The following is a 24,577-nucleotide window of genomic DNA, read 5'->3' on the forward strand; positions in this document are numbered from 1 at the left end:
GGAAAATAAGAGGATTTTGTCAACACTCCGGAACAGAGAATACCTAGAGTGTACGCATGTTCAACCTGTTTATTGGTCATCTTATGAAATATCCCCGTTTTGTTTTTGCTGCTTTGGTTTATAGCTCGCTAGCCTTGTGCTCTCTGCTCTCACATGCAGGAGAGGAGACGTTCTCAAAAGAACAGATCCTGGAAGACTTCGATGTGCTTTACCGGTCTCTTACTGAGACGCATTACAACCCGTATGCATACATCACCGAGGACGCGTTAAATACACAATATCGGCACATCAGAACACAGTTTTCCGCACCGGCATACTCACAACTGGAAACGATAACGCGCTTTCAGCAACTCGTATCGTCGATCAACAATGGCCACACTGAAGTCGAGTTTCCGGTCGCTGCATACATGCGCTATGCAGAATCCGGCGGTACCGTATTTCCGCTGGTTCTGGCCTTTGAGGACGGTCTGGCTTTTATCCGGGCAAACTATTCAGATACAACCACAATTACCCCCGGCACGGAACTGATTGCGATTAACGGGGAACCCATAGGTCATATTCTTGCCCAAATTTACCCGCAAATTTCCGCCGAACGCCATTACCTGAAAAACGCCAAGCTGGAAGTCCTCTCCTTCCCACGTTATTACTGGTATGTGAAAGGGGAAAAAGACCACTTTACTGTTACGTTAAGAATCAATAACGAGCTCAGGGTTCATACCATCTCTTCAATTCCCGTGGTGGACGGCTTCGAGGCAAAGAAAGACGAAGTTTTGCGCGCACAGCAGGAAGTCAGATTCTTTGACGATATTGCGTACCTTAACCCTGGGCACTTTTCAGGGGACGAAACGCAGTATAAGCAGTTCATTGATAATGCTTTCGAAACCATCAACAACCAGCATTCAGCAACGCTGATTATTGATTTAAGGAACAATGCTGGCGGGGATGATGCCTTCAGTGACTACCTGGTGGCCTATCTGGCGGATGCGCCATTCAAATGGAATGCCCGATTCAGGCTTCGCACCAGCGCTTTGCTTAAACAGGACACAAAACAACACCGGGATCTTTCTGACCCTTACTGGAAATCGATAATGGCGCATCAGGATGGCGTGCGTTATGACTTTGAATTTGCCCCCACCCTGCCTGTAGATAGCGTTAGACGCTATGCAGGGAAGGTTTACGTATTGATTAACCGTCAGACACATTCACAGGCCAGCGTTACCGCCGCGCAAATTAAAGACTACGGGTGGGGGATCACGGTGGGAGAGGAAACCGGAGACTACCCCACGTTATATGCATCACAATTTAGCTATACGCTGCCCAATACAGGCATTACTGTCCGTATTTCAAAGGGGTACATTGTCAGGGTCAGCGGAAGCGAAAAGCAACACGGCGTATTGCCGGATATCCCTATCCGCGATCATCTTCTTGACAGTACCGACGAGATCCTTTCAGGTCTGCTGTCTCGGCTCAAACAAGGAGAACGTTAAGACGGTTTACCGCAGTGGAGGCTGGCCGTGCCCGAATCCGGCGCAATATATTCGCTTTCGCATCTGTGGGTTTGTATGTTGCGCTAAGCAGTGGTAGAATTCGCCGCCCTTGAAATTCAGGGTCGCTGCGTCATTTGTTCTTACACGCAGTGTAGTAGTAGATTTTTGGTCGCGAAAATCTGCATTTTCAATCACTTATTATTTTTTGGAGACAGTCCATGGCTGGATCAATTTTTAATCTGGATGCCCAAATCCGTACTGACCTGGGGAAAGGTGCGAGCCGCCGCCTGCGTCGTGCAGATAAAGTGCCTGGCATCCTGTACGGTGGCGACGAAGCCCCGGTTGCACTGACGTTCGATCACAACAAGATCAACAACTCTGCTGACTACGAAGCATTCTACTCTCACGTTCTGACACTGAACATTGAAGGTAAAAAAGTAGAAGCGCTGGTTAAAGACATGCAGCGTCACCCATACAAGCCGAAAATCACTCACATCGATTTCCAGCGTGTTATTGCCGGTGAAAAACTGCACACTAACGTTCCTCTGCACTTCATCAACGAAGAAAAATCTGCTGCTATTAAAGCGGGCGGTATCGCAGAGCACCACGTAAATGAAATTGAAGTGACCTGTCTGCCTAAAGATCTGCCTGAGTTCATCGAAGTTGATCTGGCGAACGTTGAAATGGGTGCCACACTGCACCTGTCTGACCTGACTCTGCCTGCAGGCGTGTCTTCAGTTGAACTGGCGAAAGATGACGAAGCGCACAACCTGGCGGTTGTGACTGTTAAGCCAGCACCTAAAGCACCTGAAGCTGACGAGTCAGCTGAAGAAGAAGGTGACAACGAGGAATAATCAGCTTGGCTGATATCCGTCTTATCGTGGGCCTGGGTAATCCGGGCCCCGAATATCAACACACCCGTCATAATGCCGGCGAATGGTTCTTAAACCAGCTTGCCGACACCTTTCATACGTCATTGACCCCTGAGTCAAAATTCTTCGGAAAAACCGCCCGCATTACTATTGCCGGCCATGATGTCCGATTACTCTACCCGACTACGTTTATGAATCGCAGTGGCCAGGCCGTTGCCGCGATGGCGAACTTTTACCGGATAGAGCCTGAACAGATTTTAGTGGCGTTTGATGAACTGGATTTACCGCCGGGTGTTGCAAAATTTAAAGTGGGTGGCAGTTCCAGCCAGAACGGCGTGCGCGATATCGTTGCCAGACTCGGCAACAATAAAAACTTTCTTCGCCTGCGAATCGGTATTGGCCATCCCGGTCACAAAAGTAAAGTCACAGGGCATGTACTCGGAAAACCCGCAGCTGCTGAAAAAGAAGCAATAGACAGCGTGATCGATGAAGCGGTGAGATGCACAGAAATGTTGTTCACTCATGACTTCACGCTGGCGCAGAACCGGCTGCATTCGTTCAAAGTTACCCCCTGATAACAGACAAACACACAAGGAACCACAACCATGGGTTTTAAATGCGGTATCGTTGGCTTACCAAATGTGGGTAAATCAACGCTGTTTAATGCACTGACAAAAGCAGGTATTGAAGCGGCAAACTTCCCGTTTTGTACCATTGAACCTAATACTGGCGTGGTTCCGGTTCCTGACACTCGTCTGGATAAACTGGCCGCCATTGTCAATCCACAGCGCGTGATCCCGACATCAATGGAATTTGTTGATATCGCCGGTCTGGTAGCGGGCGCATCAAAAGGTGAAGGACTGGGCAACAAATTTCTCGCTAACATCCGTGAAACTGACGCGATTGGCCATGTGGTCCGCTGCTTTGAAAATGACAACATTGTTCACGTTGCCGGTAAAGTCAGCCCCAAAGATGACATTGACGTTATTAACACTGAACTGGCGCTGGCAGACCTTGAAACCACGGAAAAAGCCATGATCCGTGTTGGCAAGCGCGCCAAAGGTGGCGACGCCGAGGCGAAATTTGAGCTGAAGGTGCTGGAGAAAATTAAGCCGCATCTGGATGAGGGCAACATGCTTCGCTCGCTTGAGCTGAGCAAGGAAGAACTGGCCGCCATCAGCTATATGAACATGCTGACCCTGAAACCCACCATGTATGTGGCTAACGTGAATGAAGACGGTTTTGAAAACAACCCGTACCTCGATGAAGTTAAAGCCATTGCTGAAAATGAAAATGCCGTGGTGGTTGCGGTATGCGCAGCGATTGAGTCTGAAATTGCGGAACTCGACGATGACGAGCGTGCCGAGTTCATGCAGGACATGGGATTGGAAGAGCCTGGCCTGAACCGCGTAATTCGCGCGGGCTATAACCTGCTCACCCTGCAAACCTACTTCACCGCCGGTGTGAAAGAAGTGCGTGCATGGACCTTCCCTCAGGGTGCCACTGCCCCGCAGGCCGCCGGTAAAATTCACACCGACTTTGAGAAAGGCTTTATCCGCGCGGAAGTCATTGGCTATGACGACTATATTGCCTGTAACGGTGAACAGGGAGCTAAGGACGCTGGAAAATGGCGCCTGGAAGGAAAAGACTACATTGTAAAAGACGGTGACGTCATTCACTTCCGTTTTAACGTGTAACCCGTCGCGCACAGCATAGTCTGAAAGATAAAAGCCCTGCCGCCGTGCAGGGCTTTTTGGTATTTATCACCGGTAAGACTTTCTTTATTGTCTGCACTATGGTTAGGTAATTCCTGCTAAGAAAACCCACAGGGATGTACGTATGATCAGACTGAAACGCTTTCAAACCACACTCTTTCTTACTTTTCTTATGTCGGGATGCTCCACGCTAAATACCGGCCCGTCCACAGCGGACACCGCGCCACAGGTTGACTATGGTAATACCTGCTACGTGGGTGGTGGAGGTGCGGTAGCACGCTGCCCTGCCAAACAGGAATTAGTGGGTACACATTGCGTCTGCGTCACAGAAAATGGTCAGGCCAATGGCACCATCATCAGGTAGGCTTTGAGGAAACACCCCATGCGACTGATTTTGCTCGTTCTTTATCTTTGTGTACTCAGCCTGCCGACGGTGGCACAGCAAAACACGGCAACGTCTGCGTGGCTTCGTGTTCCCCAGGGCAATCTGGTTTATTTGCGTGTTGCCGGTGGTGACGTGGTAGTGATGCTGAGCGATGCGGTCGCACCGGCACATGTAGCCCGTTTTAAAAGCCTGGCCACAGACGGTTTTTATGACCAGCGCTACTTCTACCGCGTAATTGACGGGTTTGTTGCCCAGGGCGGACAAGGAGAATCAGAAGAAGGCGACGCCACGCCGGCTTATCCCCCTCTGGCCGCGGAGTTTACTTCTCCCCTGTCAGCAGAGTTTGTAACTGCAGAAGCCAATGCCGTCTATGCGCCGCGAACCGGCTTTATTGATGGTGTTGCCGCCGGCACAGACGGTAAGACGCAGTGGCTGTTGCACTGCCCGGGGGCTGTAGCTTTTGCCCGCAGCACGGATAAAGATTCAGCAACCACTGAATTTTATATCGTACTTGGCCAGGCGCCCCATCACCTGGATAAAAATATGGCGGTCATCGGGCGAGTGCTCAGCGGCATGGAATACCTTCAGGCACTGCCACGCGGCGAGCGAGAGAACGGCGGCGTTCTTAGCGACATGACACAACGCAGCCAGATACAATCAGCCCGCCTGGGAACACAGTTGCCTCAAAGCGCACAACGTCAGTTTGAGGTCCAGCAGGCCAGCGATCCGGATTTTCAGGCGCGCCTGAACCGCGCCCGTACCCTCGACAACCCTTTTTATGTTGATAAATCCCTGACACCACGCACGGTTGATGTTTGTTATTATCAGACCAGTGTAAGAGAAATTTTAGAAAATCCATAGACTTACTGCTCACAATAGCAGCAATACGCTGGGTTTTTATGCACGCCGGTTCAGATAATAGCCAGTCAGACACTTGTTGCAAAAAAAGGGGTTGACGATAAAACATCGAATCAGCATAATACGCGCCACTTCCCGAGAGGGAGGCAAATCAAAAAGTGGCTACGTAGCTCAGTTGGTTAGAGCACATCACTCATAATGATGGGGTCGCAAGTTCGAATCTCGCCGTAGCCACCATTCACACCTAAGCCCAGTCTATGGGTTTTTTATTGTGTGACACTGCGCGGAAGTGGTGGAATTGGTAGACACGCTGGATTTAGGTTCCAGTGCTTCACGGCGTGAGAGTTCAAGTCTCTCCTTCCGCACCATCGTTGGGGTATAGCCAAGTTGGTAAGGCAGCGGGTTTTGATCCCGCCATTCGTTGGTTCGAGTCCAGCTACCCCAGCCACTTTTTAAATAATCACGCGTCACGCGGGATTATCACTTGGGGTATAGCCAAGTTGGTAAGGCAGCGGGTTTTGATCCCGCCATTCGTTGGTTCGAGTCCAGCTACCCCAGCCATATTGAAAAAACCGGCCCTGAGCCGGTTTTTTTGTATCTTTATTCCGGCTAAATACGTCCATTCGATCTCACTGACCGACACACAGTGGTTGTATGCGCGCCCCCTCCCCTTTATGCTCAGATGTAAAGCTCGGGTTTACCAGCTGACCGGCAAACGGGTTTGTTCGTCAGTTTATCTCATCCTGAAGCCGTTTAGACTTCCATACGTCCAAATAATTGTTATGATGGCAGGTCTGTGCGCTGACAGCAAAAGCAGTGCTACAACAAGAAAAACGAACAAGGAAATAATGCGTGATCAGTGAAATCGTTTCAGCAGTGAATAACGTGCTGTGGGGTAACGGTCAGGTTCTGATTGTTATGCTACTGGTATGCGGCGTGTGGTTTACCGTCCGTTTGGGCGGTGTACAGTTTAAATACTTCGGGCACATGTTCAGCCTGATGAAAAACAGCACAACCGCCACGAAGGAGGGGATCAGCTCCTTTCAGGCACTGTGTACCAGCTTATCAGCACGGGTTGGCACCGGTAATCTCGCTGGTGTGGCGGTCGCCATTTCGCTGGGCGGCGCGGGCGCCGTATTCTGGATGTGGATGATTGCGCTGCTGGGCATGGCTACCGGCTTTGCAGAAAGCGTATTGGGACAACTCTATAAAGTCCGCGACGATCACGGCGAGTTTCGTGGTGGCCCCGCCTATTACATTAAACAGGGCCTCAATAAAACCTGGCTGGCAGTGGCATTTTCACTGTGTCTTTTCTTTGGCTATGGTTTTGTGTTCAGTGCGGTGCAGGCCAACACCATTACCGACGCGCTGAATAATGCGTATCAAATCCCGCCCGCCTGGTCAGGTGTGGTCATCATCTCACTGGCCGCACTGATTGTGGTTGGCGGATTACGCGGCATTGCACGTTTCGCCGAATATGTCGTGCCGTTTATGGGCATTGGCTATGTGGCTGTCGCACTGGTGATTACTTTCATCAACTACGACGCTATCCCGGGTATGTTGTGGCACATTATCAGCTCGGCGTTCGGCCTCGAAGAAGCTGGTGCAGGTGCCCTCGGCGCAGCCATCAAGAATGGTATTCAGCGTGGACTTTACTCCAATGAAGCAGGCTCCGGATCGGTGCCACACGCCGCCGCGAGTGCCGCACCAAACCCGAATCATCCGGTATCACAAGGGTATGTGCAGATGCTGGGTGTGTTTGTTGATACCATGATCCTGTGTACTGCCACCGCGTTTATCATCTTACTGGCCGGCGGTTCAAGTTCCGATCAGATGGAAGGGATCCGCCTCACCCAGACCGCCATGAGCGCCCATTTAGGTGAAGGGGGCACCGACTTTGTTGCGGCCGCCATCTGTTTGTTTGCCTTTACTTCGGTGGTTGCCAATTATGCCTACGGCGAGAGTAACCTGCACATGTTCAAACTGGACAACAGAGCGGGACGCGCAGCTTATACCGTCGGTTATCTTGCGATGATCTTCTGGGGAGCCCAGGCCGCCCTGCCAATGGTGTGGGCAATGGCCGACATGGCGCTTGGCATGATGTCGGTGATTAATATTATCGCGATTATCTGGATGACACCCACCATTGTGTCAATTTCCAGGGACTATTTTGAAAAACACAAACGCGGCGAACGACCGGAATACAAAACCGGTGACTGTGAAATTCAGGGTAAGACCGAAGAAGGGATCTGGTAATGCGCCATGCCTGGCGCATTTATCCCATCATCATACGAATTAGCTGCACAATCAGCAGAATGCCCATCAACGGCCATATCCACTTTGCCCATTTCGCTGCATCCTCTGTGCTGATACGCATTTTTGAACGCTCAATCAGCGGAATAACAACAGCAAGGCTGATAAACAGTACAGCGAGTAAAATCAGAACTTCCATTTTTTCATCCCCAGTGCATAGCGCAGCACGGCACGCTTCCCGAATGGAAACGACTCAGTCACCGATAACAGCGCGTTCCGTAATGTTTTTATGGGGCCAATGTCATTACTGAACAAGTGATAGAAGCCGTCCATTGCTGTCATCATTAGCGCATTGTCACGCTTTCGTGGCGTTTCATAGTCAGCGATAAGCGCGTGGCGAAACGCCGCTGATGATAAATCCGGGTGTGATGCAGTGACGCTAAGCAGCGCCTCGACGTCTTTAAACCCTAAGTTTACCCCCTGCCCGGCCAGCGGATTAATGGTATGTGCGGCGTCGCCAATCAGGATCACCGGATCCATCACATACGCCGAGGCGTGCGAGCGGGTCAGCGGAAACACAGCGGTGCCCTCAATGGAAAAGTCCGGGCAATCCTGGCGCAGCCTGTCAGGAAATACCTCATACAGCCTTGCTTTGAGCGCCGCGTTGTCCATGCTACTGGCAGCCTTGAGCACATCCGGGCTGTCATACCAGATAAGCGAGGCCACATTGTCGTACATAGGCAGATACGCCTTGGGGCCGGCTGGTGTAAACTGCTGCCAGGTCTCGCCCCCGCTGTCACCGCCTAACCGGATGAGTATGCCCATTGCCTGCTGGCCGTACTGCCAGCCACTGGTGCCGATGTTCGCGGTTGCCCTGACCTGTGAACGGGCCCCATCCGCGCCCACCAGCCAGCGCGCCGTCAGTGTGGTTTCGTTATCCAGTGTAATGCGGGCAAAACGGTGGTCTGCTTCCTGAGAGAGCTCGAGGCTTTGCACCGCATGGCCGGTGTAACAGGTCAGGTTGTCATAGCGTTTCATGGCTGACATACAGCCAAGCTGAATCAGACGATTCTCAACAAAATAGCCCAGCTCGTTCAACCCGGCCATGTCAGCTGTGAATGACGTACTTTTATCGGCAGCTTCCCATACCGACAACCCGGTGTATGGCTTAAGTCGCATTGCAGCAATCTCTGGCCAGGCATGCAGTGCATCAAGTAATACCACTGAATTATGGCTGATGGCCGACACCCGCAGATCGGGTGGCTGCGCCGGGTCAAACGGCGCGGGCAGCTGTGGCTCTATCAGAGCGACCTGATACCCCTGCGCGGCCAGTCCGAGTGCCAGCGCACTGCCAACCATACCGCCGCCGTTGATACAAAAATCGTACATGACGTCTCCTTATGATTGCGCCCTATTATGCGCAGACCCGGCAAAAATGTCATGATCATCATGGCTATCGGCATCAAGTTTGTGCTGACAGTCTGTGCCAGATCAATGGCTTGTCAGTTCCCGCCCCCCTTAACCTGCCCTTTGTCGGCGAAGCGTGCGCTTTGGCTGGGCAAACCGGCTCAGAAAAGGTAAAATGCCCGGCTATTTCATGCTGTATCAGCACAAGGCGACAAACGCGGCACACTGCGACCGGGATCGCCTCGCATTCACGCAACATACACGGGCAATAAACGAGTTGTTATGACGAAAAAGCTGTATATCAAAACCTGGGGCTGCCAGATGAACGAGTATGACTCGGAAAAAATGGCTGACCTGCTTGATTCAACACATGGGTACGGTCTCGCCTCTGAGCCGGAAGACGCCGATGTAATTCTTCTGAACACCTGTTCTATCCGTGAAAAGGCGCAGGAAAAAGTATTCCATCAGCTCGGTCGCTGGAAACACCTGAAACAAACCAACCCTGACCTGATTATCGGGGTGGGTGGCTGCGTTGCCTCTCAGGAAGGCGAACTTATTCGCCAGCGTGCGCCATTTGTCGACATTGTATTTGGTCCACAAACCCTGCATCGTCTGCCTGAAATGATTAACCAGCTTCGTGGTGGCGCATCTTCAGTGGTCGACGTCAGCTTCCCTGAAATTGAAAAGTTCGACCGCTTGCCTGAGCCGCGTGCAGAAGGCCCGACCGCCTTTGTTTCAATAATGGAAGGCTGCTCAAAATACTGTACTTTCTGCGTGGTTCCTTACACCCGCGGTGAGGAAGTCAGCCGCCCGGTAGATGACGTTCTGCTGGAAGTGGCACAACTCGCTGAACAGGGCGTACGTGAAGTGAACCTGCTGGGACAGAACGTTAACGCCTATCGTGGTGAACATCATGACGGTACCATTTGCCGCTTCGCCGAACTGCTTGAGCTGGTTGCTGCAATTGATGGGATTGACCGTATTCGCTATACCACCTCGCACCCGGTCGAATTTACCGACGATATCATTGAAGCGTATGCGTCGGTGCCTGAGCTGGTAGACCATCTGCACCTGCCTGTGCAAAGCGGTTCAGATCGCATTCTTAATCTGATGAAGCGAGGCCATACGGCACTGGAGTACAAGTCAAAAATTCGTAAGCTGAAAAAAGTCCGTCCTAACATCTGCATGTCGTCTGACTTTATCGTCGGCTTCCCGGGCGAGACCGATGAAGATTTCCAGGCGACCATGGATCTTATCCAGGCTGTCGACTATGACTTAAGTTTCAGCTTTATTTACAGTGCCCGTCCCGGCACCCCCGCCGCCGATGCGGTTGACGACGTTAGTGACGACACCAAAAAGCAGCGCCTCTATCTTCTGCAGCAGCGCCTGAATCAGCAGGCTCAGCGCATTGCACGCAATATGCTGGACACCGAACAGCGTATTCTGGTTGAAGGTCCGTCGAAGAAAAACCCGATGGAACTGTCTGGCCGCACTGAAAACAACCGGGTGGTCAATTTTGAGGGCACGCCGGACATGATTGGCGAGTTTGTTGACGTCAGAATTACCGATGTGTTTGCTAATTCACTGCGTGGTGATGTGATCCGTCGGGAGAAAGACATGGGGTTGCGTGTTGCCGTTTCGCCCCAATCTATAGTAGCAAAGCATCAGAATGAACTGCCCGACGCACTCGGTGTGGGTCAGTTCAGTCCGGGTGCATAACGTAACGACATAAACGAGGTATACAACAGTTTGAGTACACTGGTAAGCAATGAATTTGTTCTGGAACCTGAAGACAATCGCCGCCTGTCGAGCTTGTGCGGCCCGTTTGACGAGAACATAAAGCAAATTGAGCGTCGTCTTGGCGTTGAGATCACCTACCACAATAATGCGTTTAAAGTGTTAGGCGAGCCTCAGCAAACCAGTGGCGCGGCAGAACTGCTTAAGCTGTTGTATATCGAAACCCAGCCGGTGCGCGGCGTAATCCCGGTTCTGGAGCCCGACCAGGTGCATCTGGCTATACAGGAAGCCCGCTCGCTGGAACAAAATGACAGTCCCCACTACGGCAAAGAGTCCACCATCCGCACAAAGCGCGGTGTGATCAAGCCGCGTAACGGTAACCAGGCGCAGTACGTACAAAACATCGTGAATCACGATATCACGTTCGGCATTGGTCCGGCCGGAACCGGCAAAACCTACCTGGCGGTGGCCTGTGCCGTTGATGCACTGGAGCGTCAGGAAATTCGCCGCATTCTGCTGACCCGACCGGCAGTTGAGGCCGGCGAAAAACTGGGCTTCCTGCCCGGCGATCTGTCGCAGAAAGTTGATCCTTACTTGCGCCCGTTGTACGACGCGTTATTTGAAATGCTCGGTTTCGAGAAAGTAGAGAAGCTGATCGAACGTAACGTCATTGAAGTTGCGCCACTGGCCTACATGCGCGGACGCACGCTCAATGATGCGTTCATCATTCTGGACGAAAGCCAGAATACGACGGTCGAACAAATGAAAATGTTCCTTACCCGTATCGGCTTCAACTCAAAAGCCGTGATTACTGGTGACATTACCCAGGTAGACCTGCCCCGGGGCGCCCGCTCTGGTCTTCGTCATGCCATTGATGTGCTCAGTGATGTGGGTGATTTGTCTTTCAATTTCTTCAATGCCGCCGACGTAGTGCGCCATCCGGTTGTCGCGCGCATTGTAGAAGCGTACGAAAAACATGACGCTGAACAGGACAAGCTGCGTCAGGCCCGTAAAGCCGAGCGCGACAATGCCGACAAGCCAACCGACAGCAAAGACGACAGTCAGTGACGAGCGATACGCCCATTAAGCAGGGGTTAGCCCTGCTCGACTACCAGTCAGCATGTGAAGGCCGCCTGCGCACATTGCTGCCGGACGAGACCGCTGTCCAGCTCTGGGCGGATGCGGTGTTAACGCATCAGGCGAGCGGTGAGCAGGAAGTGACGGTCCGCTTTGTCGATAATGACGAATCACAGGCGTTAAATCTCGCGTACCGGGGGAAAGACTACCCCACCAACGTGCTGTCTTTTCCGTTTGAAAGCCCACCGGGCATCACCCTGAATCTGCTGGGTGATCTTGTGGTTTGTGTACCTGTGATTGAAAATGAAGCGCAGGAACAAGGCAAGCACATTACCCATCATTTTGCCCACATGATCGTACACGGCCTCTTGCATTTACTGGGCTACGACCATATTGAGGACGCTGATGCCGAGCAAATGGAAGCACTGGAAATACACATTTTGTCTCAATTAGGCATTGACGACCCTTACCAAGAACATTAAGTTTTGAATTGAACACAGTAATGAATGGAAGTTATGAGCGACGATAATCCCCACTCTACCAACGGCTCCTCGGGACGAAGTTGGTTAGACAAACTGAAACTGTCATTCTCCGGCGAGCCGAAAAGCAAGGAAGAACTGGTAGAAGTTATCAGCGAAGCTGAGCTTCGCGAAGTCATTGATCCACAGACCCGTGAAATGATTGAAGGGGTCATTGGTGTTAATGACATGAAGGTCCGCGATATCATGATCCCGCGGGCACAAATGACCACCATCGATATCAATCAGAAAGTGGAAGAGTTTCTGCCTGTTATGCTGGAAACTGCCCACTCCCGCTTCCCGGTCATTTCCGAAGACAAAGATCATATTGAAGGCATACTGCTGGCAAAAGATCTGCTGAACTATGTCTTTAACACAGAAAAAGAATTCCATCTGCGCGATATCCTGCGTCCGGCCGTGATTGTGCCTGAAAGCAAGCGTGTTGACGTCCTGCTTAAGGAATTCCGTCAGCAACGCTACCATATGGCGATTGTGGTTGACGAATACGGCGGCGTGTCTGGTCTGGTCACAATTGAAGATATTCTTGAACTCATCGTGGGTGAAATTGAAGACGAGTACGACACGGAAGAAGACGGCACCGATGATATCCGTCCGCTTAACAAGTACACCTACTCGGTGAAAGCACTAACGCCGGTGGAAGAGTTCAACCGCTTCTTTGAAACCAAATTCAGTGAAGAAGAAGCTGACACCATTGGCGGCATAGTGCTCAAAGCATTTGGCCATATGCCATCAACCAATGATGAAATTATGATTGATGATATCCAGTTCAGAGTAACCCAGTCAGACAAGCGCAGGCTGGTACAACTGAAAGTGACAGTGCCCGCTCTGGAGTAAGTACGCTGTCTCACTATCGTCCTTTTGCCCTGTTGTTTCTGGCAGGTTTCTCACTCACTTTCGCGTTTGCGCCGTTTAATGCCTGGCCGGTTACCCTGCTGGGCGGTGCACTTGCGGTGCGTCAGCTTGCCCTGCTCCCCGACCGCCATTTTTTGGGTGGCTGGCTGTTCGGCATGGGCTGGTTTGGAGCCGGTATCAGTTGGGTGCATGTCAGCATCGCTGATTTTGGTGGCCTGCCGCTGATTGGCTCTGTGGCCATGATGGCACTGCTCTGTGCCTATCTTGCGCTTTACCCTGCACTTGCCTTCTGGCTGACCGCACGCTATTTCAAATCCGCACTCTGGCCGCTGGCACTTCCCCTGCTCTGGACCCTGACAGAATGGCTGCGCAGCTGGATGCTGACAGGCTTTCCCTGGCTTTCCCTCGGTTACAGTCAGATTGACAGCCCGCTTGCCGGCTGGCTGCCGGTTGTGGGCGAAACCGGCGTGACCGCCCTGCTGGTGTGTCTGATTGCACTGGCAGGCATCAGCCGAACCCCCAGACAATGGATACTGACGCTGTTTGCCATTACCGTTGCGGGCCTAAGTGGCTGGGTAGCAAACCGGCACAATTGGGTGAGCCCCGAGCGCAACGTCAGTATGGCGATGGTTCAGGGCAACATTGCACAAAGTCTCCGCTGGCAGCCGCAGCAGGATGGGCCGACCATGGAAAAGTACCGGTCCCTGTCCGCCCCGCTGTGGCAAAGCGACGTGATCATCTGGCCTGAGGCGGCCGTGCCGAAACTTGAACCGCTGGCCCTCGATTACCTCAACGACATGGATAAGCAGGCCGCCCAAACCGACACCGCGCTGGTAACCGGCATTGTGAACTACAACTGGGAGTCGGATGAGGCGTGGAACAGTGTGATTGTGCTGGGAAAACGTGAGCCGGACGACGAACGCGGACAATACCGTTACTTCCATGCCAACCGGTACGCGAAACACCACCTTTTACCGGTAGGTGAGTTTGTTCCCTTTGAATCCCTGCTGCGCGGGCTTGCCCCGATATTTGACTTACCCATGTCGTCGTTCTCCCGAGGGGACTTCCTGCAGCCAAATCTCATCGCCAATGGCGTCAGTATGGCCACCGCATTGTGTTTTGAAATTGCCTTCCCGCGTCAGGTCAGTGCGAACGTACATGCGGATACCGATGTTATCCTCACGCTGAGTAACGACGCCTGGTTTGGCCGTTCTCACGGGCCCGCCCAGCACCTCGAAATTGCCCGGGTCAGAGCGAAAGAGATGGGACGTCCTGTTGTCAGGGCGACCAATAACGGCATTTCTGCCTTTGTCGACCACCGTGGCTCTGTCATCGCCCGGCTGCCCCAATTTGAGGCGGCATCACTGAGCGCTACGGTCACCACAACGCGTGGAATGACACCCTACCGACGGTATGGTGACACCCTGGTATGGCTCGCTACCGCACTGCTGTTCATTATCGCGCTTATTCGCAAACGCCCGTCTGTGCTCCAATAATCTGCAAGACCCGTCAATTTGTCGTACAGCCGCTATACAAGGCGCTGCCTATCGTGTTGAATGGCGTTTAATCCAATTATACGGAACGCCTTATGACACGTTTATTTGCACTACTGAGCTTTTGCTTTTGCACATTCGCCCTGGCTGACGACGTCACGGTCATCACCGCAGACAGGATGATAGACGTCAATGCCGGCGCAGTCATTCAACAGGCTGCCATTGTGGTAAAAGGCAACACCATTGTTGCGGCCGGGAAACGCAACCAGGTCAGTCTGCCTGACGGCGCAACGGTGATTGCACTGGGTGACGCAACACTGATGCCCGGCCTGATGGACATGCACGTACACTTAACCAGTGATGCCGCCACGCACGGGTATAAGCGACTCGGGGTATCAGTCCCGCGGGCAACGCTGCTGGGCGTAAAACATGCCCGGGCCACACTGATGGCCGGGTTTACCACCGTGCGTAATGTCGGCGCACCGGGTTTTGCCGACGTAGCACTGCGCGATGCCATCAATGATGGCGATATCGCAGGCCCTCGCATGTTTGTCTCCGGCCCGGCGCTGGGTGTCACCGGCGGTCACTGCGACAATAATCTGTTGCCATTTGACTACCATGTTGTCAGTGAGGGAGTTGCTGATGGTCCGTGGCAAGTCAGAGAAGCCGTGCGCCGCAATATTAAATACGGGGCGACCGTCATTAAATTCTGCGCCACCGGTGGCGTGCTTTCGAAAGGCACCAAGGTTGGCGTGCAGCAGTATACTCTCGAAGAAATGCAGGCTCTGGTAGATGAGGCGCATATGCGCGGCGTGACGGTAGCCACCCACGCACACGGCACCAGCGGTATCAAGGATGCCATTCGCGCTGGCGTTGACTCTGTGGAACACGTCAGCCTGCTTGACGATGAAGCCATCGCGCTGGCGCTGGAAAATGGCACCTATATTTCAATGGACATTTACGTAACCGAGTACATCCTGGGCGAGGGAGAAAAAGCCGGTATCCTGAAAGAAAGCCTCGACAAGGAACGGATTGTCGGGAAAACCCAGCGCGATAATTTTGCTAAAGCCGTAAAAGCCGGGGTAAAAATGGTGTTCGGCTCTGACGCCGGCGTGTACCCGCACGGCGACAATCCAAAACAGTTTGCGCGTATGGTCAAATTTGGCATGACGCCTATGCAGGCCATTCAGGCGGCAACAATCCACCCTGCCCGTTTACTCAAACAGGACAAATCACTGGGTAGCCTTGAGTCAGGCAAGCTGGCTGACATCGTTGCGGTGCCAGGCAATCCGCTGGATGATATGTCGCAGATGGAGAACGTCAGCTTTGTGATGAAAGACGGCCAGCTGGTGAAATCACTGGCAATGTAAAAAAATTATTTTTTTGCCTTGAAAAGCATTTGACCCGCCATATATAAACAGTGTCGGAGCTGATGAACAGGCCGACACTGAACCGCCGCCGATGTTTCGGGGCACTTTAACACCATATTGCTTAATTTTGAGGATATGACTATGCGAACTATCGATCTGTCTCCACTTTACCGCTCTTTCATTGGTTCTGATCACCTTGCATCTCTGATTGATGCTGCTACCCGTTCAGAAAAGCAAAGCACCTACCCTCCCTACAACATTGAGTTGCTGGGTGAGGACAAATACCGTATTACCATGGCTGTGGCTGGTTTCAGCAAAGACGATGTCACTATTGAAGTGATTGAAAACACGCTGACCGTGACCGGCAAACGTGCCAGTGAGGAAAATACCGATGAGCAGCGTAAATTCCTGCACAAAGGCATTTCTGAGCGTAACTTTGAACGCAAATTCCAGTTAGGTGACCATGTCAAAGTGTTGGGCGCTGACATGGAAAATGGCCTGTTACACATCGATATGGAGCGCGTCATTCCTGAAGCGAAGAAGCCGCGTCAGATTGAAATCGGCTCACGGCTGATTGAAAACAAATAATCGGTCTTCCCCTGGACACGCGAGACGGCGCCCTGATGGCGCTGTTTTTTTATTCGCAATAGCGTAGTAAAATCGGTGTATCTGTTTATTTCAACTAAGACCGTTTCCGCTTTAAGAGAAGTCAGAGTTATGTTTTCTTTTCTTCGCCCTACATCAACAATCCATGAACAAATTCTAGAACAGGCTATTGATGCTTTTGTTGCCATAGACGAGAACAACTGCATCGCGCTATTCAACAAAGCAGCGGAGAGTTTGTGGGGATATAGCCGCGAACAGGTACTTGGTAAAAATGTAAAGATGCTAGTTCCGGCGCTCCATCGAAATAATCACGACAGTTATATTAATCAGCATCGTCAGACCAGGCAGAATAAACTTGTTGGCAGTACTGTTGAGCTTTTCATTGAAAACAGCGAAGGGAAGCGCATCTGGTGCTCGTTGTCACTTTCACAAATTAATGTTGGTAAAAAACTTTGGTACGCTGCAACGGTTAAGGATGTATCTGAACAACGAGCAACCTCGCAATTATTTGACCAGACCCTTGAACAAAGCGTTGACGCAGTAATTACCATTGACGAAAACAATAATGTTATTGTGTTTAATGCGGCGGCGGAGAAACTCTGGGCATGCAAACGTGAACAGGTGCTCGGTAAAAACGTCAAGCACCTTGTTCCCGCTGGCGTTCGTGATCATCACGATGATTATGTTAATCGCCACAGACAATCTAATCAGGACAGACTGGTTGGCAGTACTGTTGAACTAGAGATTACCGCGTTTGATAACAGCAAAAAATGGGTCTCGTTATCACTTTCAAAAATTACCCTGGATGATCGAATCCTATACACTGCGTTCGCGAGAGACATTACGGCCGAGTATCATGCCCGTGACGTTTTTAAACGGTTGTCCTTAGTTGCCAACAATACCAGCAACGCTGTCATCATTACCGACTCAACGGGACTGACGCAATACGTAAACCGAGGCTTTACTGATATGACCGGCTATACGCTTGACGACATCGAAGGGCGCAAACCCGGTGAGTTACTTCAAGGAGATCTTACGGACAAAGAAACCGTGTCCCGAATCAAAGAAAAACTCAAACTACAGCAGCCTTTCTATGAGGAGATACTAAACTATCATAGAGATGGAAGCGCCTATTGGATTTCGTTGGCTATCGATCCTGTATTCGATGAAAAGGGTAAACTCACCCACTTTGTTGCCGTTCAGGCAAATATTGACGAAACAAAAAGAAAATCCCTTGATACTGACCTCAGAATGGCGGCACTAAACAAAAACAGCCTCATGCTGGAAACCGATAAGCACGGTAACATAATCAAGGCGAATGAACGTTTCCTCGCAACCTTGCGCTGTCAAAACCTTGAACAGGCAAGAGCAAACATCGGAAGCATGTCAGAGCATCTGGGTAGCGAACAGTGGAGTCGACTGCTCGCAGGAGAAGCTTTATTGAGTGATTGTAAAGTGAATGACTGCAATGGCCAGACAGTCATGCTGAAAGTTGACGCCACACCAATCGTCGATATTCGTAATGAGGTCGGCCAGGTACTCATTTATGCCGAGGATATTTCAAACAAAAATGCGGTTGTGAGTGACTCTTATCAGGCAATGGTAAACGTACTCGATAAAATCAGCGATATTGTTAAAGCCATTAACGCGATATCCAGCCAGACCAACCTGCTTGCATTGAATGCGGCTATCGAAGCGGCAAGGGCCGGCGAGGCAGGAAGAGGTTTTGCCGTGGTGGCTGATGAAGTGCGAAATCTTGCACAAAGTTCAACTGACTCAGCATCAGAAATAACAGCGTTGATTACGGAAACCAGGGAATACGTCGACCAACTGGCAGAACATATGGATTAATTCAGCATAAAAAAGAAGGCGTCTGACTGGTTTAATACATATACTGCCAGCAGAAGCCCGCAACGATAACGGGCATAATCTGAAAAAGATGTAGTCATGCGTGTAGTCACCCTTTTTTTGGTGCTGATGTCATTTGCAGTCAGTGCGACAGACAAACCGCTGCGTGTTGCGGTAAATATTGGTCCGCCATGGGCCTTTTATGACGAAGACCGTGGTGTGGTGGGCATTGACGTCGATATCATCCGGACGGTACTTAGCCGCCTCGGCCATTCAAGTGAGTTCTACCTGCTGGCCTACAACCGCCTGATCAACGACTTTAATGCCGGCAAATACGATATTGCCAGCCCCGCAGCCTTCCCCTCCGACATCGGTCATCTCACTCAGCGCTATCTCCCGTTCAAAGATGTGGCGGTATCACTGACAGCGCGGCAGCTGACTATCGATAACGTGAACGATTTGGCTGGAAAAAAAGTCATTGCGTATCAGTCAGCGACACAGGTACTGGGCAGCGATTATGCGGCAGCCGTAAGCCAGGCAAATTATCTTGAGGTAGCCGAACGAGAGGTGCAGCTCACGCTGTTGGTCAGCGGCCGCACTGATATCGTTATTGGCGAGCAGCGACTGTTAACCTTCATCATGGAAAATCAGTATCCTGAGCAGGCCATGACGGTGCATCCCATTTTTGAAACGCGCTCTTACGGCGCAATATTTAAAGACGCAACACTGCAACAGCAGTTTGATCTGGAGCTCGAAAAAATGCGGGCATCCGGTGAGTTTGACGCGATTATGAGTGAATGGCACTAGATTAAACGCTTTCATTAATATTAATCACGCCTGCACGTTATTACGCCCTTCTCGTTTTCCCTGATACAGTCGCTTGTCCGCCGTGTTAATGCAATCATCCAGGGACTGTTCAGACTGTATTTCACTCACCCCGATAGTGACCGTGATCCTGAATGACTGATGCGCCACAATAATGCGCTCCTGTTCAAGAGCTGTACGGATTTTCTCTGCCATCAGACGTGCCTGCTCAAGTGCCGTATCGGTGGCCAGAATAATGAATTCCTCGCCTCCCCAGCGGGCCAGCAGATCGTTCTTCCTGACCATATTTTTCATTACCCCGGCGGCAGCCACCAGCACCGCGTCCCCCACCGCATGACCACGCTGATCATTAATCTGCTTAAAATTATCAATATCCATCATCAGCACCGAAAATGTGCGCCCCGTGCGACGAAAACGTTCCACCTCATGCTCGGCATGTGTTCTGAAATCACGGCGGTTTTTAAGGCCGGTCAGCTCATCCAGCGACGACAATGTGAGTAGCTTGGCATTGCTCTCTTCCAGCGCACGTGTGCGCTCTTCCACCAGCCTGGACAGTTCTGTAGCCCTGACCTGCAGCGCCCAGATACGCCAGCGATACAGCAGGGTAAAGAGTGCTAAAGTCAGCACCAGCCAAAGCACTTTTGACCAGGTTGTCCAGTACCATGGCGGCGTAACCAGTATTTCAACGTCAGCAATCTGGTCGCTCCAGACATGGTCCTTGTTGGTTCCTCTTACCTGCAGCACATAACGGCCGGGATCGAGGTTGGTGTAAGTCGCCACACGATTTCTGGCAATTGCGGTATTCCAGTCACTGTCAAACCCGTCCAGCCTGAATGCATACTGGTTGTTTTCCGGTGCAGAAAAGTCCAGCGCACTGAACTCCACGCTGAACACGTTATCGTCTGGTCCCAGAACAATCCTGTCGGCAATATGGACCGGTTTGTCGAGCGGGTGTCCGGGCTCGGACGAGGGTTTAACCGGCTGGTTCAGCACCAGCAGATTGGTCAGAACAACAGGTGGTTTCCAGTCAGACAGGCCGATGTCTTGCGGAAAAAAGTACGACAGCCCTTTCGGACCGGCAAACAGAATTTCGCCCGTCCGGGTTTGTTGCGCGTGATTGATGTAATAGCCCTCAGAATAGGCACCGTTTTTCTTGTTGTAATAGCTGATTTCACCAGCAGCAAGGTCAATGTGCGCAATACCTTCGGTTGTGCTGACCCACAGATTACCCTGCTGGTCTTCCTGAAGTGCACCCACTGACAGCGTTGCCAGATGGGAGCCAGGCTGGATGGGTGTAAACTGCATACCGGTCGCCTGCTCAGTCATTTTATACACACCAGCGCCCTGTGCACCAAGCCAGTAGCCGCCATCCCGGGCTTTTGAAATCCAGGTGATCACTCGTGGACTGCGTTGCACTTCCGGTCGGGAAGGGGCTGATAAGTTAGTCAGCCTCTGCGACGCCCGGTCTATCAGCATTAACCCTTCGATAGTACCGGCAATGACACGATCGTGATCACCGGTATACACGTGGGTGACGGTTGAGACGTTCCAGTGGCCGGTGATTGACAGCGTTGACGGATCAATCTGGTAAAGCCCCTTGTTAAACGTCCCTGCCCAGAGCACCCCCTGATTGTCTTTTTTAAGAAAAAAGATGGTCGCGTCCTCAAGCAGCGGCAACTTTTCCAGTCGGTCCTGATCAGGCTGCAGGCGGTAGATACCCGCCGTCGTGCCGACCCAAAAATCGTCCCTGTCTTTATCGTATGCGATGCTGCGAATGTTGCTTTGCTCTGCCTGTCCGCTGACACCCTGTTGCTCGGGAAACACCCACGGCCCGTCTATGCTCCTGCCGGCGCTGCGTCGCCAAATACCGGCCGGCGTGCCAAACCAGATATTTTCATCGGCGTCTTTTTCCAGTCCGCGAACCCAGGTATTCGGTCTGGCATTGAGAGATTTAATCTGCAGATTATCAGGGTCAAAAATAGAAAAACCACTGGTCCAGGTGCCCTGCCAGATAAGCCCTGAGCGGCTTTGAAAACTTCGGGTCATCTGTGCGGCACTGAGCAGACCGTTCGCATTACCCGCTTTTACCAGCGCATGGGCTGCATGAGGCTGGGTCTCACGGGTAATCGCCAGGCCGGCGTTGGCGCTTAGCCAGATATCGCCATTATTCATTTGTGTGATGGCATTAACGCCACTGTTAATGATGGCATCAGGCAAGCCATCAACCTGCCTCAACGCCGTCAGTAACGGGGTACCATCCGGTTTGCTGAGAATGCCGGCCCCTGCCGTCGATATCCAGAAATGTCCGGATCCCAGCAACACAATGTCCGTCACTTTGTGATTTTTCAGTCGATGTTCAAAACGGGTCGGGTCGGCAATATTGATTGCCAGCAACCCTTCTGTTGTGGCGACCAGCAGGTGACCGCTTTTGTCTTTTTCAATGTCCAGCACCCAGGCGGCTTCTGAGATGGCAATCGGGATGGCCTGGAACTGGTCTTTAACCTTATCGTAACGAAACAGGCCCTGGCGGGTGCCGGCCCACACCTGCCCCTCTCTGTCGATAACAACGGTTGGCACGATCAGCCTGGCTTTTCCGTCTGCGCCGGGCAGCGTGTAGTGACGAAAACTGTCGGACGCATACAGGTACCGGCTCAGTCCTCCTGATGTTGCCACCCAGATATCTGATGTCGCCGTATCCAGCGCCATTTTGTAAGAAAACTCACCGACAGGTCCGCTACCATCACGCGTCTTGTCACGTTTGTACTGAATGAAGCTGTAGCCATCATAGCGGTTAATGCCATTCTGGGTGGCGAACCACATAAAGCCATGGTTGTCCTGAAGGATGTCGGCGACGGTGACCTGTGATAAACCGTCCTGCACAGAAATATGACGAAAATAGGTGGGGATCAGCGGTGTGACATCATTCCCGGCCCGCGCCTGCTCCAACGACGATAACGTCACAAAGCATGCGACAACCAGCGTGATCAGTACGTGAGTAACAGACAACCGTTTAATGATTCACCCCTTAACTGTTACCGGACAACCCGCCGTGATGAACACGTTCGCGGCCCTCTCTATAAGGTATATGTGGTAAACGCGAATACGACAAGAAATCAACGCGTTATCCGGTAACATTGCGTCTAGTGAGGCAGGTAGGTTGCCAGCGTTTGCTGAATACCAACGACGGTATGCTTATTCAGTTCCTTCTCAATCGGGGATGACTGGCCGGACACCCAGATTTTCAGCTCGGCATCCATGTCAAAGTGACCCGCCGTTTCCAGTGTAAACATGGTGATGGCTTTGTAGGGCACAGAGCGATACTCTACTTTTCGCCCTGTCAGTCCCTGTTTATCAATCAGCACCAGACGCTTATTGGTAAACACGTACATATCACGAATTTCCTTGAACACACGTGCCAGGGTCTCCCCCTCACCGAGTATCGGTGCCAGTTCGTCGCTGACTTCACTGACATCTACCTCAGCCGCGTTGCCTATCAGTTTATCGAGTAATCCCATTACTGATTCCTTCTGCATTATTTGACCTCACTATAGCCAACTCTCCACAGCAAGACCATTGATTCAGCTCAGCATCCTATTAACTAAAGTAACTAAAAGGTAACATGCTGCTATCATCGCCAGTTATGGACAAACTGTAATGAAACGGATTATTACCTTACCACTGCTTGCTTTGATTGGTGCTCTTTCTGGAGGTTGTGCAACCTTCATTTCTTACCAGATCAATCATTTCACTTCGCAGGGAATCGACTTTTCTCAACTTGAGTCACAGTTCGCTATCGGTGAGTATTGTGAATCACCGGACATGAATTGCGTTCCTTATTTTCAGGCAAATCCTGACATTGGGTCAGATACGGATCTGAATTTTAAACTGTCGATAAAAGCAAATGAAAGCACGGTAAACAAGTCACTGTTCGTGGCTGCAGAGGATAAGCCACGCTACAAGGGGACTGTATTGTTATTACATGGCTTTGCACAATCCAAAAACACCATGCTTGCGAGTGCGCTATATTACAGAAGCCTTGGATTTCACGTACTTATTCCTGATTTACCTGGCCATGGCGACTCATCAGCGCCAAGGGGTATGGGTGTACTTGGTGCACTTAGCATCACTGCATGGCTATCCACTGAACTAGATACGCCAGATTTACCCAGACCTCTTTATATTGTTGGTTATTCGATGGGAGCGGTCACTGCACTACATATTGCACGCTCAATGGCCTCACCACCAAATGGACTCATACTATTTGCGCCAATGCAAAGACTGGATAAAGCGGCTATTGCATTTAGCCAGCTTGAGAACTCCTGGTATGCCATGCTGTTTGACGAAGACGATATCGTCGATGGTGTAAATCTATCATTGAACGATAAACAGATTAATGTTCATCAGACCGATTCGGTGGTATTGCTCGAAACCGTAAAGATACCGACTCTGGTGTTTGCATCCAATACCGACCCCATCGCCCCTTTTGAAATGTTCACGACGTTAAATAATCCTGCAGTTAAGGTCCTTGAAGTCGATGATACTCCACATATCTTAATGTTATGGCTGGAGAACTGGCAACATGAAGCGCTGAGCACTTTTTTCAGTGAGAACGGGCAATAAAAAACCCCCAGTAATTGGAGTGTCCAACTATTGGGGGTCACTTCAGAACGCCAGTTTTTTAGTTCAGTGTCAGTGGTCAGATGTACTCGACTTCGGCAATTTCCACTTCGACCTTGCCCGACGGCGTCGTGATCACCACCACATCATCGAGCTCTTTACCAATCAGCCCTCTGGCAATCGGTGAATTAACCGAAATCAGATTATTCTTAATGTCGGCTTCATCGTCACCGACGATACGATAACGGGTTTCTTCCTCGGTATCGACATTCAGAATGGTTACGGTGGCACCAAAAATCACCTTGCCGTTATTTTCCATCTTGGTCACGTCGATGATCTGGGCGTTAGACAACTTGCCTTCAATATCCTGAATGCGGCCTTCACAAAAGCTCTGCTCTTCGCGTGCCGCGTGATATTCCGCATTTTCTTTCAGGTCACCGTGCTCACGCGCTTCGGCGATGGCCGCAATGATCCGCGGACGGACCTTGGTTTTCAGCTCATTAAGCTCTTCGCGCAATAGCTGTGCGCCACGAACGGTCATTGGATACTGACTCATGGTAACAGTCTCACTTCAGTTATTGTTTTAACCCATGCAGCGAAAAAGTGCGCCATCAGGCGCACTTTTTAACTCTTTGT

General features: G+C 51.3%; 21 protein-coding genes and 4 tRNA genes. 20 read left to right on the top strand and 5 right to left on the bottom strand.

The window, feature by feature from the left end:
- Nucleotides 1–83: 83 nt before the first annotated feature.
- The 10 genes from AB1N33_RS09000 (at nucleotide 84) to AB1N33_RS09045 (ending at nucleotide 7,573) form a co-directional block, all read left to right on the top strand.
- Entirely contained in the window at nucleotides 84–1,487 is a 1,404-nt protein-coding gene (locus AB1N33_RS09000; protein ID WP_411271216.1) for a S41 family peptidase, read from the top strand.
- Between the two features lie 218 nt (nucleotides 1,488–1,705).
- Nucleotides 1,706–2,341: a 50S ribosomal protein L25/general stress protein Ctc gene (locus tag AB1N33_RS09005; RefSeq protein WP_411271217.1), complete on the top strand. Its 636-nt coding sequence runs from the start codon at nucleotides 1,706–1,708 to the stop codon at nucleotides 2,339–2,341.
- 5 nt (nucleotides 2,342–2,346) lie between these two features.
- Entirely contained in the window at nucleotides 2,347–2,934 is a 588-nt protein-coding gene (gene pth / locus AB1N33_RS09010) for an aminoacyl-tRNA hydrolase (RefSeq protein WP_411271218.1), read from the top strand.
- A gap of 30 nt (nucleotides 2,935–2,964) precedes the next feature.
- A complete protein-coding gene (ychF, locus tag AB1N33_RS09015; protein ID WP_411271219.1) occupies nucleotides 2,965–4,056 on the top strand; it encodes a redox-regulated ATPase YchF in 1,092 nt (363 codons plus the stop codon).
- Nucleotides 4,057–4,456: 400 nt separating this feature from the next.
- Entirely contained in the window at nucleotides 4,457–5,320 is an 864-nt protein-coding gene (locus AB1N33_RS09020) for a peptidylprolyl isomerase (RefSeq protein ID WP_411271220.1), read from the top strand.
- A gap of 157 nt (nucleotides 5,321–5,477) precedes the next feature.
- Nucleotides 5,478–5,554 (top strand) — tRNA-Met (locus AB1N33_RS09025).
- A 46-nt stretch (nucleotides 5,555–5,600) separates the two neighbouring features.
- Nucleotides 5,601–5,685: transfer RNA gene (locus tag AB1N33_RS09030), tRNA-Leu, on the top strand.
- A 4-nt stretch (nucleotides 5,686–5,689) separates the two neighbouring features.
- Nucleotides 5,690–5,765 (top strand) — tRNA-Gln (locus AB1N33_RS09035).
- Nucleotides 5,766–5,802: 37 nt separating this feature from the next.
- Nucleotides 5,803–5,878 (top strand) — tRNA-Gln (locus tag AB1N33_RS09040).
- A gap of 291 nt (nucleotides 5,879–6,169) precedes the next feature.
- Nucleotides 6,170–7,573 carry an alanine/glycine:cation symporter family protein gene (locus tag AB1N33_RS09045; protein ID WP_411271221.1) on the top strand — a complete coding sequence of 468 codons (1,404 nt, stop codon included), beginning with the start codon at nucleotides 6,170–6,172 and terminating at the stop codon, nucleotides 7,571–7,573.
- Nucleotides 7,574–7,592: 19 nt separating this feature from the next.
- Here the strand turns inward: AB1N33_RS09045 and AB1N33_RS09050 are convergent, their stop codons facing one another.
- Together AB1N33_RS09050 and AB1N33_RS09055 are read right to left on the bottom strand one after the other, a co-directional pair.
- Nucleotides 7,593–7,769: a hypothetical protein gene (locus AB1N33_RS09050; RefSeq protein WP_411271222.1), complete on the bottom strand. Its 177-nt coding sequence runs from the start codon at nucleotides 7,767–7,769 to the stop codon at nucleotides 7,593–7,595.
- Nucleotides 7,757–8,959 carry an FAD-dependent monooxygenase gene (locus AB1N33_RS09055; protein WP_411271223.1) on the bottom strand — a complete coding sequence of 401 codons (1,203 nt, stop codon included), beginning with the start codon at nucleotides 8,957–8,959 and terminating at the stop codon, nucleotides 7,757–7,759. The genes AB1N33_RS09050 and AB1N33_RS09055 overlap by 13 nt, the downstream gene beginning before the upstream one ends.
- Nucleotides 8,960–9,259: 300 nt before the next feature.
- Here AB1N33_RS09055 and miaB point away from each other — a divergent pair, with 300 nt between their 5' ends.
- The 9 genes from miaB (at nucleotide 9,260) to AB1N33_RS09100 (ending at nucleotide 19,306) form a co-directional block, all read left to right on the top strand.
- Nucleotides 9,260–10,696: a tRNA (N6-isopentenyl adenosine(37)-C2)-methylthiotransferase MiaB gene (gene miaB / locus AB1N33_RS09060; protein ID WP_411271224.1), complete on the top strand. Its 1,437-nt coding sequence runs from the start codon at nucleotides 9,260–9,262 to the stop codon at nucleotides 10,694–10,696.
- Between the two features lie 30 nt (nucleotides 10,697–10,726).
- A complete protein-coding gene (locus tag AB1N33_RS09065; RefSeq protein ID WP_411271225.1) occupies nucleotides 10,727–11,782 on the top strand; it encodes a PhoH family protein in 1,056 nt (351 codons plus the stop codon).
- Nucleotides 11,779–12,273, top strand: coding sequence for an rRNA maturation RNase YbeY (ybeY, locus tag AB1N33_RS09070; protein WP_411271226.1), 495 nt, complete (start codon nucleotides 11,779–11,781; stop codon nucleotides 12,271–12,273). The genes AB1N33_RS09065 and ybeY overlap by 4 nt, the downstream gene beginning before the upstream one ends.
- Before the next feature lie 33 nt (nucleotides 12,274–12,306).
- A complete protein-coding gene (corC, locus tag AB1N33_RS09075) occupies nucleotides 12,307–13,164 on the top strand; it encodes a CNNM family magnesium/cobalt transport protein CorC (protein ID WP_411271227.1) in 858 nt (285 codons plus the stop codon).
- A gap of 32 nt (nucleotides 13,165–13,196) precedes the next feature.
- On the top strand, nucleotides 13,197–14,678 hold the full coding sequence (gene lnt / locus AB1N33_RS09080) for an apolipoprotein N-acyltransferase (protein WP_411271228.1): 1,482 nt from the start codon (nucleotides 13,197–13,199) through the stop codon (nucleotides 14,676–14,678).
- 92 nt (nucleotides 14,679–14,770) lie between these two features.
- Nucleotides 14,771–16,045, top strand: a complete 1,275-nt coding sequence (locus AB1N33_RS09085) for a Xaa-Pro dipeptidase (protein WP_411271229.1) — start codon at nucleotides 14,771–14,773, stop codon at nucleotides 16,043–16,045.
- Nucleotides 16,046–16,186: 141 nt separating this feature from the next.
- Entirely contained in the window at nucleotides 16,187–16,633 is a 447-nt protein-coding gene (locus AB1N33_RS09090; RefSeq protein WP_411271230.1) for an Hsp20 family protein, read from the top strand.
- 129 nt (nucleotides 16,634–16,762) lie between these two features.
- Nucleotides 16,763–18,502 carry a PAS domain S-box protein gene (locus tag AB1N33_RS09095; RefSeq protein WP_411271231.1) on the top strand — a complete coding sequence of 580 codons (1,740 nt, stop codon included), beginning with the start codon at nucleotides 16,763–16,765 and terminating at the stop codon, nucleotides 18,500–18,502.
- A 96-nt stretch (nucleotides 18,503–18,598) separates the two neighbouring features.
- Nucleotides 18,599–19,306 carry a substrate-binding periplasmic protein gene (locus AB1N33_RS09100; protein WP_411271232.1) on the top strand — a complete coding sequence of 236 codons (708 nt, stop codon included), beginning with the start codon at nucleotides 18,599–18,601 and terminating at the stop codon, nucleotides 19,304–19,306.
- A 24-nt stretch (nucleotides 19,307–19,330) separates the two neighbouring features.
- Here AB1N33_RS09100 and AB1N33_RS09105 read toward each other — a convergent pair whose 3' ends face one another.
- Nucleotides 19,331–22,330: a ligand-binding sensor domain-containing protein gene (locus AB1N33_RS09105; protein ID WP_411271233.1), complete on the bottom strand. Its 3,000-nt coding sequence runs from the start codon at nucleotides 22,328–22,330 to the stop codon at nucleotides 19,331–19,333.
- 134 nt (nucleotides 22,331–22,464) lie between these two features.
- On the bottom strand, nucleotides 22,465–22,839 hold the full coding sequence (locus AB1N33_RS09110) for a PH domain-containing protein (RefSeq protein WP_411271299.1): 375 nt from the start codon (nucleotides 22,837–22,839) through the stop codon (nucleotides 22,465–22,467).
- A gap of 139 nt (nucleotides 22,840–22,978) precedes the next feature.
- On the opposite strand from AB1N33_RS09110, the gene AB1N33_RS09115 reads away from it, so the two are divergent.
- The gene (locus AB1N33_RS09115; protein ID WP_411271234.1) at nucleotides 22,979–23,944 is read left to right on the top strand and encodes an alpha/beta hydrolase; all 966 of its coding nucleotides are present in this window, start codon (nucleotides 22,979–22,981) and stop codon (nucleotides 23,942–23,944) included.
- A gap of 76 nt (nucleotides 23,945–24,020) precedes the next feature.
- Here the strand turns inward: AB1N33_RS09115 and greA are convergent, their stop codons facing one another.
- A complete protein-coding gene (greA, locus tag AB1N33_RS09120) occupies nucleotides 24,021–24,497 on the bottom strand; it encodes a transcription elongation factor GreA (RefSeq protein WP_411271235.1) in 477 nt (158 codons plus the stop codon).
- Nucleotides 24,498–24,577: the final 80 nt, after the last annotated feature.

It is taken from the genome of Alteromonas nitratireducens, from assembly GCF_040812025.1.
GTDB classification, from domain to species: domain Bacteria; phylum Pseudomonadota; class Gammaproteobacteria; order Enterobacterales; family Alteromonadaceae; genus Alteromonas; species Alteromonas nitratireducens.

Excerpts from the sequence above, each read along its gene's own strand:
- AB1N33_RS09000 (WP_411271216.1), top strand. The coding sequence starts at position 84 with ATGAAATATCCCCGTTTTGTTTTTGCTGCTTTGGTTTATAGCTCGCTA.
- AB1N33_RS09005 (WP_411271217.1), top strand. The coding sequence starts at position 1,706 with ATGGCTGGATCAATTTTTAATCTGGATGCCCAAATCCGTACTGACCTG.
- ychF (WP_411271219.1), top strand. The coding sequence starts at position 2,965 with ATGGGTTTTAAATGCGGTATCGTTGGCTTACCAAATGTGGGTAAATCA.
- AB1N33_RS09020 (WP_411271220.1), top strand. The coding sequence starts at position 4,457 with ATGCGACTGATTTTGCTCGTTCTTTATCTTTGTGTACTCAGCCTGCCG.
- AB1N33_RS09050 (WP_411271222.1), bottom strand. The coding sequence starts at position 7,769 with ATGGAAGTTCTGATTTTACTCGCTGTACTGTTTATCAGCCTTGCTGTT.
- AB1N33_RS09055 (WP_411271223.1), bottom strand. The coding sequence starts at position 8,959 with ATGTACGATTTTTGTATCAACGGCGGCGGTATGGTTGGCAGTGCGCTG.
- miaB (WP_411271224.1), top strand. The coding sequence starts at position 9,260 with ATGACGAAAAAGCTGTATATCAAAACCTGGGGCTGCCAGATGAACGAG.
- corC (WP_411271227.1), top strand. The coding sequence starts at position 12,307 with ATGAGCGACGATAATCCCCACTCTACCAACGGCTCCTCGGGACGAAGT.
- AB1N33_RS09085 (WP_411271229.1), top strand. The coding sequence starts at position 14,771 with ATGACACGTTTATTTGCACTACTGAGCTTTTGCTTTTGCACATTCGCC.
- AB1N33_RS09090 (WP_411271230.1), top strand. The coding sequence starts at position 16,187 with ATGCGAACTATCGATCTGTCTCCACTTTACCGCTCTTTCATTGGTTCT.
- AB1N33_RS09095 (WP_411271231.1), top strand. The coding sequence starts at position 16,763 with ATGTTTTCTTTTCTTCGCCCTACATCAACAATCCATGAACAAATTCTA.
- AB1N33_RS09100 (WP_411271232.1), top strand. The coding sequence starts at position 18,599 with ATGCGTGTAGTCACCCTTTTTTTGGTGCTGATGTCATTTGCAGTCAGT.
- AB1N33_RS09110 (WP_411271299.1), bottom strand. The coding sequence starts at position 22,839 with ATGGGATTACTCGATAAACTGATAGGCAACGCGGCTGAGGTAGATGTC.
- AB1N33_RS09115 (WP_411271234.1), top strand. The coding sequence starts at position 22,979 with ATGAAACGGATTATTACCTTACCACTGCTTGCTTTGATTGGTGCTCTT.
- greA (WP_411271235.1), bottom strand. The coding sequence starts at position 24,497 with ATGAGTCAGTATCCAATGACCGTTCGTGGCGCACAGCTATTGCGCGAA.